We start from the raw sequence: 11,052 nt of genomic DNA on the forward strand, positions 1-11,052 counted from the left end.
CAATTAATTAAGTGTAGCATCTAATTTATTTAAGGTCGAAGCTATATCAAAATCTGACGTAGATACACCATTAAATAAATCGCCTATTTCTTCTAATCTTTTGATGTATCCCTTCATAAGAAATTTTCGTGGATCAAGGTCGCCATCTAATTCATCCCAATGTACGGGTGCTGAAACAGGTGCTTTCATAATAGGTCTAGCCGAGTGAACCGATGCAATAGTATGCCCTCTGCGATTCTGTAAATAGTCCAGGTAAATTTTACCTTTTCTTTTGCTAATGGTGCGTTCTAAGGTAGTAAGCTCAGGCAAACGTTCTTCTACCAAATGACATAGCAGTTTAATAAAATTTCTAACTTCTTCATAGGTGTATCTATGCCCCATAGGTAGATAAATATGAATACCCTTAGAACCAGATACTTTGCAGAAGCTCTCGATGTTTAGGTCGATCAAAATTTGATGGAATGCCTTCGCTACCAGAATTACCTTTTTAAAATTCATGTTCTTCGGAGGGTCTAGATCAATAATTCCGTAATCGGGATAATCTAAATTTAACTTTCTTGAGCTCCACGGATTGATTTCGATACAACCCAAATTTGCCATATAGATTAATGAAGCAGCATTTTGACACAGTAAATAGTTTATTTCCCGTTCAGAAGATTTTGAGTAAATAGAGATAGTTTCAAACCAATCGGGCAAATATTCATTATCCTTTTGGTAAAAACTTTCTTGATCAATACCGTTAGGGTGTCGATGTAAATTTTGTGGTCTATCTATTAAATGTGGTAATATGTATTCAGAAACGTTTAGGTAATAATCAATTAAATCATACTTGGTAAGGTTTGATTCTGGCCAATAAATTTTATCTAAATTACTAATGGGTACTTTTAAGCCGTCAATAGTAATAATATCTTTCGAAGAAGATATCTTTTTCTTTTGAACCGCCAGGGTATTCGGCTCAGAATTTAATTTAGGGATTTCACTTTTTATCCGTTTCAAAACAGGATTTCTAAGTAAATCGTTCTTTGTACGTTCTGAAAAGGTGACTTCACATTCTAATATAGGTTGTGTCCAATGCGCTTTTCTTCCCTTTAACGGTATTTTTTTATCCAATACATTGCTATTGACCTCATAATTAGAGAGAAGCATTTGCAGTTCTCTGCGACTTTTATCTGTAAAGCCCGAGCCGCAATTGCCAATATATGTCAATGTATGGTTTTCGTACTGACCAAGAATTAACGAACCAACTAATTCAGGACTATTTGTAGATTCGGTATAACCGCAAATAATGGCATCGGTACTTTGAATAGCCTTTACTTTTAGCCATTTTTCTGTTCTTGATCCTACAACATAATTAGAACTTTTTTCTTTGACCATAACACCCTCCATACCTACTTCTATTGCTTTTTCATATAAAGAAGTTCCCATACCTTCAATATGATCACAGTATTGAACAATATTTAAACCACCAATGAGATCTTGAATAAGACTTTTTCTTTCGATTAACTTTAGGTCAAGCATACTATGACCGTTTAGAAATAACATGTCAAAAACATAATAGCGTAATTCACCCTCGCTATTGGGGTAGTTTTGTAGTTCTGCAAATTTTGAAACACCGTTCTTGTCTACAAGAACCACTTCGCCATCTAAGATGACATCATGTTCTATAGTAGAGAGTTCATCATATAATTTTGAAAACTTTGAATTGTAATTAATACCGTTTCTTGATTGTAATAAAACTTTAGTATTGGTTATGTGCGAGATAACTCTGTAACCGTCCCATTTAAGCTCATATATATAGTTAGGGTCATTAAATATCTCTTTAAAGGTAGACGCCAACATAGGCTGTATTATCGAACCTGGCTTTAACTCGGTTGTAAATTTTTTTGTTTTAGTTTCAGATAATGGTACCAATGTTTCTGCATCGTAAAAAGTAGAAATAGCGAAGTCATCTTTCTTTTTAAGTAACAGCCATTGCTCTGTATCGTTTTTAGCTGAGGTACGAACGAGTGCAAAACGACCGCCAATTTTTTTACCGTAAAACTTCAATTTAATATTACCGATTGCTAGTTGTTCCGAAAGCGGTTTATCGGTTTCTGTGATGTCTATTTCAAAAGTACCCGTATCCCAAATAATCATGTTCCCTGCACCATAATTACCCTTAGGTATAGTGCCGTAAAAAGTTAAATATTCTAACGGGTGATCTTCGGTTCTAACTGCCAAACGTTTGTCGTTTGGGTTCATAGAAGGTCCTTTTGGTATTGCCCAACTTTTTAGCGTGCCATTTATTTCTAACCGCAGATCATAATGCAATCTACTTGCGGCATGGCGTTGTATAACGAAACGTTGATTTTGAGAAATAGGCTGTAGCACCCCCTTAGGCTCTGGGGTGTTCTCAAAATCTCTTTTCTCGTAATACTTTTTTAAACTCACGGTTTAAGATGCTTTTTTCTCTCTTTTTTCTAGACTTGCTTTTAGTTGCGCCATTAAGTCTTTTGCAGGTGTAGGTTTAGATTCAAATTTTTCTGGCTTTGAAACTTTGCCAGTAGCCTTAGATTCTATGATTTTTAAAAGTTGTTGGTTATAGACATCCTTGAATTTGGCGAAATCGAACTTCTCGGTATATTGGTCTATTAAAGAAATCGCCATATCCATTTCCTTTTTTAAAATTTTTCTTTTTGGTAGTTCAAGTTCTTTGGTACTTCTAATTTCATCATTAAATCGTATAACATGTAATACCAGCGCATCTTGATAAATACCAATGAGAGATAAATGTTCTTTTTGTCGCATAACAAATGTAGCTACCCCTAGCTTTTTAGTTTTCTTTAAAGCGTCGCGTAGTAAAGAATATGACTTTTCTCCACCATTTTGAGGTTTAATGAAATAAGGTTTTTTAAAAAGAACATCAGATACTTCATCTTCGGCTATAAATTGCTCAATGTCGATGGTTTTACTTTTCTTCATATTGGCATTTTCAAAATCTTCATTTTCCAATACAATGTATTCATCGTCTTTTTTATAGCCCTTTACAATATCTTTCCATTCTACTTCCTTTCCAGTTTCTTCATTCACCCGTTTGTAGCGTATGCGTGCACCATCATGGCTGTCTAACATATCCAAATCAAGTTTTCTATCCTCAGAACCTGAAAATAGTTTTATGGGTATAGATACTAATCCGAAGCTAATAGAGCCATTCCAAATTGATCTCATAGATTTTAAGTTAAGGTTACTTATATATTGCATCTTCTTAGTCTTTATGTAAGAAGAGATTTAATATGGGTCAATTTATGAAAGCGATTTTAAGCTTGATAACTCTAACTGGTTAATAATTAACCTGATTGAATAACCGCGTTCACATTCTCAAAACCGCTAAAAATTCACTCCTTATTATTGTTCATGATATATATTTTGCATCAATTAAGTTTTTGAAGTTCTTCAATACCTTTCAAAGTCTGTTAATTAGATTAGGTTGACCATCTCGCCTTGAGGTGGTTTTTATTTTTTTGCTTCATTGTTAATAATATTTTCGAAAATGATTTACTTTATTTGGAATATATCCTGAAATTTGGACAATGTCCAAAACGGTATTTAGAAATTATGATATCACTTCCATAAAAGCTCTTTTGAAGAAGATAGGGAAGGAGCGTTATGAATGCGCCTTAAAGGATAATGGGCTGTTCGAAAATAAACCAATATCAATGGATGGTTTTATTGTCGAGTATGAGACCGATTTCCACGATGTTAATCTATATTATAAATACCCGTCTCGAGTAGTATGTTATATAATGCCAGTAATGGGCTTTTGGAATGTTCCGAATGATTTTTGGGTTAGGGAACGAAAATAAATTATGTTTTAAGTTATGATGGTAGAAGATAAGAACTTGATTAAAAAATCTGATAATAATCATAGGGTCAAAAGTCCGACGCAGACGGGTTTTTCGAGTCCGGCAACGCATTATAGTGAACCTCGAATCGATTTGAACGAAGTGTTGGTATCCAATTCATCTTCGACATTTTTTATTAGGGTAGCAGATGATGAATTTAAGGAGTTCGGTGCGTTTACGAACGATGTTTTAATTGTCGATAAATCGCTGACTCCGAAATTAAATCAACTCGTATTGGCTGCCGTAGACGAAAGTTTTAAAATTGTTAGAATAGATAAGATTAATGACGTTGAATTGAATATATGGGGAGTACTCACCTATATAATAAAGTCGGTTTTATGATAGCATTGGTAGATTGCAATAGTTTTTATGCTTCATGCGAACAAGTATTTAGACCAGATTTGATCAATAGACCAGTAGTTGTTTTAAGTAATAACGACGGATGTATCATTGCGGCTAATAAGGAAGCAAAGGCGTTGACCGACATCCCCATGTTTCAGCCCATATTTAAGATAAAAAAATTGCTGGACGATAACGATGTTACCTATTTCTCATCGAATTATACCCTGTACAGTGATATGTCTAGAAGGGTGATGGATACTTTAATGACATTTTCGCCAAGAGTAGAAGAATATAGTATTGACGAAAGTTGGGTAGATTTAGGATGCACTAAGGTTGATGACTACACTACAATTGCCCATACCATCAAAGATACGGTCCATAAAAATACAGGAATACCCGTGGGCGTAGGTGTTGCTAAGACAAAATCGTTATCGAAATTAGCTAATAAGTTCGCTAAGAAAATCCCGAAAAACAACAATGTCTATGTGGTAAATAGTGAGGAAAAAAGGCGGAATTTATTACGTAACCTGCAAGTGAAGGATATTTGGGGAATAGGGAAGAAGCATGCCATGCGACTACAAAACAATAACATACACACGGCTTTGGATTTTGCCAATATGCCCGTTGCATGGGTAAGAAAAGAAATGACCGTTATCGGTGAGCGTTTATGGCGAGAATTGAATAATGTGCCTTGCTTAGAACTAGAGACCGAAGCAAATGCAAAAAAAGGTATCGGAACTGCGAAATCATTCGGATTCAAGCTCTCCGATTATTCACTTATTGAGGAAGCCTGTAGCTATTATGTAGCCGAAGTGGCAGATTTATTGCGGCAGCAACATAGTCTAGCCGCTCAACTAGAAATTTCATTACAGACCAATCAACATAGTGAGATAGATAAGCAGTATAGAAATAGTATTAGTATCAATTTAGATACACCGACCGATAGCACTATCAAGCTAACAAAAGAAGCATTGAAAGGTTTGCAGCATATATTTAAACCAGGCTACCGGTATAAAAAAGTGGGTGTAAACTTAACTCAGTTAATGCACCGAAACGAGGTACAGACCAACATGTTCGATGATCCGCATAAGAGTGAGAGCGATGTAATTACCAATCTTATCGATACTTTAAACGGTAAGTATGGCAAAAACAAAATTAAGGTCGCTACGGTAGGTAATCGCAGTAAAGAGTGGGCGCTAATTAAAGAGCATCGCAGCCCAAGATTTACCACGCAATGGGGGGAGTTGATGACTATTGGGAGAGTAACCATTCAAAAAAAGGACTTGGTCAGGTAGGGTAAGATGTGTTTTTATTGCTACAAAAACAAACTTGCTTTGCGCCCGATGGTTGCAAAGAAAAAAGTAATTTAAAACAATTAGTAGTTACGCCCAATTGGATTTCTTTTTAACATTTATCAATACGAACACTAAAGAAATCCAACTGGATCCGTGCGTATATAAGTTATGGTAAGATTTGGGGTTTTACTTTTTTTAACCAAGAGCATTTACCTTTGTTAAAGTCTCAATAGAGCGCAAAAAAAGATCAAATGAAATAGGATTTGAGGTGTATTTCATTTACTTCTTTCAGAGCCAATCGCATTCCCTTTTTGATATAGATTATTTAAAGGATTTAAAATTAGAAAAGGGCTATAAATAGGAGGGCAGCGCCATCCGTTTTATGCGCCCGCTAATTTTGAATGCTGTTCTTTTACTATCAAAAAGGGAAAGGGAAGGTGTTCAAAGAAGACTAAGCGACAAGTTATATTGAAATGCAAAACGGATAAAGTTCACTAAAAGGTTGACCAAGCGAATGTAAGTCAAAAATAAACTTTTTAAAATAATACAATCAAAATAAACTACTTTTTGGCTTGTGTTCAAGACTTTTAGACGAACCTTTTTTCCTGTAATGTAATGATAGGAAATAGGGTTAGGACACTATAGTTTAACCGATTTGAAAAGATTCAGTAGGTAGCTATTTTTAGCTAAATTGATGGGGTAATTCGGTGATTTGTCGCAAATAATAGCCATTTTATTGAGGTTTTAAGTGTATTTGTCGCAAATGAAGAGGAATAAATGGCGTTAAAAATGTATAAAGTACTGTTTACTAGGGAATTAAAAACTTGTAACATCGCGCAGCGTGTTACCCTCTTGCTATTCCTCTTTACTTTATTTTTCTAATTTATAAAAGTATTTATAAAGTTTAGTTTTCCATGGATTTCATGAATTATTACAGAGGAATACAAACTAACTAAACTTAATTTAGAAGATCAAATTCAGCTCAGTTCTTTGTTATGTGTAGGGCTTTCCCGTTATAATGTTATGTCCATTTAACTATTTATTTTCTTAATCTATAGAGAGATTTTTTTTATTGAATTATTTGCTTTCTACATCTCTCAAAATTATATCTTCCACATCATTAATCTCAGAGCTATGTAATACAGAAACATCGCCAGTACTTTCAAAAACTACTGCTTGAACCTCTGATAACTTATGTACGTTAGCTTCTCTTAATTTAGCCATCAAGTCGCTCACTCCAACGTTACATCTTTTCAAATTATCATAAAGGATTTCACCATTTTTCATTAGGAACTGTGGTTTGTTAGTAAATAGTTTTTTAAATAAATAATTTTTTCTGACTAAAAAAGAGAATAATGTTTGAAATCCTATTACACAAAAAAGCGCTAAAATACCTTTTAAAATTCCTTGATCTTTATTTATTACAATTGAGGCTAATATAGAACCTACAGCAATAGTTGATGCAAAATCAAAACTTGATATTTTTGCAAATGTTCTTAACCCAAAAATTCTAGTTATAACCATAATGGCTGAAAAAATACCGAGGACTGAAATAACCACTAAAATGGCAGTTTCTAGATTCATAATTTTTATATTAAGTTTAAGTAAAGTTATGTATTTTAAAAATTTTTACGTCTCTTATATGAAAAGTAGGCGATTTGGAAACACTAATTTTTCGGTTATGCACAAACTTAAATACGAGCCAAAAACCTTGAATTTATTACTATTTCGCCTATTTTTTATATACCTTGTTAGCGGTATTTTTTTATTTAAGTTTTGTTAATGCATTGGAATTTCTCAATAAAAATACATATTGAAAATAATTCGATGTAAACGTTCCGTTTTCGGGAGTGATATTCTCTCCGAAAACTCTGGATTTTACATTGATTAGATGTTGCGATTTAGAATAGGGGGAATTCTGCGAATTTATTTTAAAAAGCGTAATTGAGTTGGGTTTACTTAAATCTTTCAAATCATTAATTCCTTTCACAAGTTGTAACGGACCATCTGCATTAATCCAATCCATTTTTTCATCATCTGGTGTTGGGAATTGTGGGTTTTTGGGAAGGTACATTTCGCTGTCTAAAGTATAACTAACAAAACTGGTTGTTTTTACACCTGATTTTTTTAATCCCGATGCAAATGTTTCTCTTCCGTTTTCAGTTATATTTTGCAATACGTGGAAATAACCAAATAGACCATAGAATTTTTCATCTTCAAGTTTCATTTCTTTGATAGAATTCATGAAATTAAGTACCATTGCTGAATCTCTTGCCACTTTTGAATTATCATCAAAATTCTTGTCGATTCCAATTACTTTAATTTTTAATGAATCCGTTAGTTTTTGATTGTAATCATAAATATCATTCCACTTGTCAAATAGTTCTTGACTTGCTTGTTGCGGAATTCTCTTGCTAATAGCCAAAACAACGTCTTTTAAAATTTCTTGATTTTTCAAACTATCTGTCAAGAAGTTATTAAGTTTTTTAGATGTTAAACTATCCATTTCTGCAATATAATATTTAACACCCAATTTTTTATTTAGGAAGAACAGTAACTCCTTGTCTAATTTTTGATTGTCTGCGAATCCGTGGATTTCTCCCAAAAGGAAAACTTTTGATTTGTAAAAATCATCATCAAATAATTTGTCATTAATTGAATTTGTGATTTCAGTTTTGTTTTTTGTCAAATAGCTTATATTGTTTTCATTTTTAGATTCTAAAAATAATTTATTACTGATAAAAAAGTATAGAAAAAATAGTACGCAAATACTTAAAATAGCTATAAACGTGAGCTTAATGATTTTTAAAAATTTTTTCATTGTTTTTTTGTTGAATATTTTAATTTAAAAGTATTACGAATGAACCGAATAATCAAAAATCAATTACTGAATTGTTGTCTTTATATTTTTAACTGTCTTTAATTTAAAGATTATTTGCCAAATCACCGCTAACGTTTAGGCTATGAACAGTGCGGGAGCAAACTAGCGTTTGCTTTCCGTCAAGCACATAGCGAAATCTTTTGGTTTTGTTTTATTTTTTTCTTGTCCAAAGCGAAATCCCAAAGATTTCGCGACATTCTAAATATACACAGAACTTGGCGTCTAAAACCAAAGCCCGTATTGTTTATAGGTTGTGTTGTAAAACGTTTTTTATTCAGACGCGGTAATATTCACTTTTGTTCCGTCTGGCAAATCCTTAATCTTCTTGTGAATTTGACCAGCTAATTCAAAATGAACTTCAATGTCTGTTAATTCAAAATTTTCAGGCTCGTATTCTCCACCCAAAACAGGCAGTTTTTTAAATCCATAAAGATTTTTATCGGATAGTTCAAGTCCACTTTCCTTTAGTTTTTCCACTAGTCCGATTAAAAACCAATCGTCGACTTGTTCGTTGTCCTTTAATTTTGCTTTAAATTCATCAACATTATCGGCAACTTTTTCAATAATTCCTTCTCCGACATTTAACCAGTAACAGATTCCATTTTTGTCTCTTAAAAACAAATCTCCAATACTTGAAATTAAAACCGGCGTTTTGTCCATTCCAATTAACCAACTCCAACTTTCAGTAAGTCGATTTTGGTCAATGTGACTAAAGTCTACTTTTAAATCATTCCAAGTAATTTTCATTCTGCTTGTGGTTTTGTCAAAATGTTTTACAACGCCTCTTGTATGTTGCGTTTGCTTCCCGAAGGGAGCAAATGAAATATACAAATTGTTATAGACTTTTTATTTTTCTAATAGTTTTATAATTTCCTCATTTTTCATTGCGATGGCTAATGAAAGAGGCGTGTGATTTTCAGCTTCTACATTTTTATTAGCTCCATTTTCCAATAAGATACGAACCATTTCTTTTCGTCCCATTTCTGATGCTCTGTGCAAAGCTGTAAACCCTCTATCATCTTTAGCATTTAAATCAGCTTGGTTTTTAATCAAAATATTAAGGTGTTCGATTTTATCCGATTGGACAGCGTTCATTATTGGTGTTGCTCCTTCAGTCGATCTAGTATTCGGATTAGCTCCTTTATCAAGTAATAAGCTTAAGACATTGGAATCAGCAGTCATTGCCCATTGCAAGGTTGAAAGACCATCACCAGCTAAACAATTTACATTTGTACTTTTATCTAATTGCTCATTAATTTTATTCAAATCACCTCTTGCAATTGCAATATGTAATAAAGAATGTGTTCTTAGTTTTAGATCTGTTTGATAGTTAAAATCTTCTCCAAAATATCCTAGATGAGCCATGTTTCCATAAGTTGAAAAAGCCCACATTCCTGCCTTATCAGTATTGTCCTCCAAATCTTTTGGAATAGGAGCAGGTACTGTTTCATTTAAAGAATGACTAAATAATAAGAACATCAAAATGGATTGAGTCATTTCAGGTGATTCATTATTTGTAAATTCTCCTTTTATTTCAGTTACCTTTAATTGGTTATTCTCTTGAACGGTTTTTGCAACTACAAACGCTTCCCTTAACCAACTTCTTATAAATATCAGGCGATTATTCATAAAATAAATTGCCCATTTGTTTTCCATTGTTGACGGGTTAAACAAAACCCCTTCTTCAAGTTTTTCGTCTATAGAAATAACCAAATTACTAAAGATTGTCTTTTCAGATTGTGGTTGATAGTCTTTAAAAGTCGTTCCGTCTTCTTGACTGTATGAAACAGCATTAGTAGCCATTTTAGGGTCTTTCGAAGTTGAAAGCATGGTTTGTGAAATTGGTCTCAAATCCAAAATTTTCAAATTCCAAGGATTTTGATCCGCACTAATCCATTTTAGATCATATTCACTTGTCTTGTTTTCTTCTTCTTTAGGGCTCTTTTTTGAGTTCCCTCCGAATAACTTCTTAAAAATCCCCATAATTTTTCTTTGATTGTCTATAACGGTTAGCTATGCGGCGTGGCTGGCGGAGCGTTGGCTTTGCGGGCAAGCTTTACTGCCAGCCATGATCGTCATAGGTTTTGTTACAGCCAGCCTTCTTTTTTATTTAAATTCCTCTTTGTATTTATTTTCATCCCATTGGTTTCCATACATTCCATTTTTTGAAATTGATTTACAAAATCCTTTTTCTTCATCCGTAGAAAACAATAAAAAGGGGTTTCCATTTATTCTTATAACTGCATTTCCATTTATTCCCCAATTTACAGAAATATCTTCTTCTCTTAAATTTGGCTGATAACTTTCGTCCGTTGAAAATTCTTTCGTCATTTGTAGGATTCCCTAAAAATAGGACAGTTTATAATTCGAATTTACTAACTTTAAATTCAAACTGTCACAATGAAAAACAGCAAATTTAGCGAGAGTCAGATTATTAAAGCTCTTAAGGAAAATGAACAAGGAAGATCCGTAGGTGATTTATCTAGAGAATTAGGAATTGACAAAAGCACTTTCTACTATTGGAGAAAGAAGTACGGCGGTATGGAACAACAGCAGCTTAAACGTTTAAAAGAACTTGAAGAAGAGAACAATAAACTTAAACAGATGTATGCTGATGTGAGTCTTGATAATAAGATGCTTAAAGACGTATTGT

Annotated in this window: 11 protein-coding genes; 4 read left to right on the plus strand and 7 right to left on the minus strand. The window is 33.3% G+C overall.

What is annotated here, in order from left to right:
• Positions 1 to 3 precede the first annotated feature (3 nt).
• Complete coding sequence (gene ligD / locus BLQ19_RS19960; protein ID WP_074539522.1) at positions 4 to 2,430, minus strand: DNA ligase D; 2,427 nt, start codon at positions 2,428 to 2,430, stop codon at positions 4 to 6.
• A gap of 3 nt (positions 2,431 to 2,433) precedes the next feature.
• The gene (ku, locus tag BLQ19_RS19965; protein WP_074539523.1) at positions 2,434 to 3,207 is read right to left on the minus strand and encodes a non-homologous end joining protein Ku; all 774 of its coding nucleotides are present in this window, start codon (positions 3,205 to 3,207) and stop codon (positions 2,434 to 2,436) included.
• Between the two features lie 362 nt (positions 3,208 to 3,569).
• Between ku and BLQ19_RS19970 the strand changes: the two genes are divergently transcribed.
• From BLQ19_RS19970 to BLQ19_RS19980, 3 genes are read left to right on the plus strand one after another with little or no spacing between them, the layout of a single operon-like run.
• Positions 3,570 to 3,842 carry a hypothetical protein gene (locus BLQ19_RS19970; protein ID WP_074539524.1) on the plus strand — a complete coding sequence of 91 codons (273 nt, stop codon included), beginning with the start codon at positions 3,570 to 3,572 and terminating at the stop codon, positions 3,840 to 3,842.
• Positions 3,843 to 3,857: 15 nt separating this feature from the next.
• Positions 3,858 to 4,223 (plus strand): S24 family peptidase, encoded by a 366-nt coding sequence (locus BLQ19_RS19975; RefSeq protein ID WP_074539525.1) that lies wholly within the window; start codon positions 3,858 to 3,860, stop codon positions 4,221 to 4,223.
• Positions 4,220 to 5,518, plus strand: coding sequence for a Y-family DNA polymerase (locus tag BLQ19_RS19980; protein ID WP_074539526.1), 1,299 nt, complete (start codon positions 4,220 to 4,222; stop codon positions 5,516 to 5,518). The genes BLQ19_RS19975 and BLQ19_RS19980 overlap by 4 nt, the downstream gene beginning before the upstream one ends.
• 1,077 nt (positions 5,519 to 6,595) lie before the next feature.
• Here the strand turns inward: BLQ19_RS19980 and BLQ19_RS19985 are convergent.
• The 5 genes from BLQ19_RS19985 to BLQ19_RS20005 all read right to left on the minus strand — a co-directional run bounded on the left by BLQ19_RS19985 (position 6,596) and on the right by BLQ19_RS20005 (position 10,730).
• Positions 6,596 to 7,102 (minus strand): DUF421 domain-containing protein, encoded by a 507-nt coding sequence (locus BLQ19_RS19985; RefSeq protein ID WP_025614896.1) that lies wholly within the window; start codon positions 7,100 to 7,102, stop codon positions 6,596 to 6,598.
• A 181-nt stretch (positions 7,103 to 7,283) separates the two neighbouring features.
• Complete coding sequence (locus BLQ19_RS19990) at positions 7,284 to 8,339, minus strand: hypothetical protein (RefSeq protein ID WP_025614897.1); 1,056 nt, start codon at positions 8,337 to 8,339, stop codon at positions 7,284 to 7,286.
• A gap of 330 nt (positions 8,340 to 8,669) precedes the next feature.
• Complete coding sequence (locus BLQ19_RS19995) at positions 8,670 to 9,146, minus strand: DUF1851 domain-containing protein (protein WP_074539531.1); 477 nt, start codon at positions 9,144 to 9,146, stop codon at positions 8,670 to 8,672.
• 99 nt (positions 9,147 to 9,245) lie between these two features.
• Positions 9,246 to 10,382 (minus strand): ankyrin repeat domain-containing protein, encoded by a 1,137-nt coding sequence (locus BLQ19_RS20000; RefSeq protein ID WP_074539527.1) that lies wholly within the window; start codon positions 10,380 to 10,382, stop codon positions 9,246 to 9,248.
• A 123-nt stretch (positions 10,383 to 10,505) separates the two neighbouring features.
• Positions 10,506 to 10,730 carry a hypothetical protein gene (locus tag BLQ19_RS20005; protein WP_074539528.1) on the minus strand — a complete coding sequence of 75 codons (225 nt, stop codon included), beginning with the start codon at positions 10,728 to 10,730 and terminating at the stop codon, positions 10,506 to 10,508.
• Positions 10,731 to 10,799: 69 nt separating this feature from the next.
• Between BLQ19_RS20005 and BLQ19_RS20010 the strand changes: the two genes are divergently transcribed.
• The coding region (locus BLQ19_RS20010) for a transposase (RefSeq protein ID WP_074539066.1) at positions 10,800 to 11,052 on the plus strand (253 nt) is incomplete at its 3' end.

The organism is Cellulophaga baltica (genome assembly GCF_900102165.1).
GTDB classification, from domain to species: Bacteria; Bacteroidota; Bacteroidia; order Flavobacteriales; family Flavobacteriaceae; genus Cellulophaga; species Cellulophaga baltica.

What these genes read in the sequence shown, in the direction of transcription:
- ku (WP_074539523.1), bottom strand. Translation starts at nt 3,207, where the DNA reads ATGAGATCAATTTGGAATGGCTCTATTAGCTTCGGATTAGTATCTATA.
- BLQ19_RS19970 (WP_074539524.1), top strand. Translation starts at nt 3,570, where the DNA reads ATGTCCAAAACGGTATTTAGAAATTATGATATCACTTCCATAAAAGCT.
- BLQ19_RS19975 (WP_074539525.1), top strand. Translation starts at nt 3,858, where the DNA reads ATGATGGTAGAAGATAAGAACTTGATTAAAAAATCTGATAATAATCAT.
- BLQ19_RS19980 (WP_074539526.1), top strand. Translation starts at nt 4,220, where the DNA reads ATGATAGCATTGGTAGATTGCAATAGTTTTTATGCTTCATGCGAACAA.
- BLQ19_RS19985 (WP_025614896.1), bottom strand. Translation starts at nt 7,102, where the DNA reads ATGAATCTAGAAACTGCCATTTTAGTGGTTATTTCAGTCCTCGGTATT.
- BLQ19_RS19990 (WP_025614897.1), bottom strand. Translation starts at nt 8,339, where the DNA reads ATGAAAAAATTTTTAAAAATCATTAAGCTCACGTTTATAGCTATTTTA.
- BLQ19_RS19995 (WP_074539531.1), bottom strand. Translation starts at nt 9,146, where the DNA reads ATGAAAATTACTTGGAATGATTTAAAAGTAGACTTTAGTCACATTGAC.
- BLQ19_RS20000 (WP_074539527.1), bottom strand. Translation starts at nt 10,382, where the DNA reads ATGGGGATTTTTAAGAAGTTATTCGGAGGGAACTCAAAAAAGAGCCCT.
- BLQ19_RS20005 (WP_074539528.1), bottom strand. Translation starts at nt 10,730, where the DNA reads ATGACGAAAGAATTTTCAACGGACGAAAGTTATCAGCCAAATTTAAGA.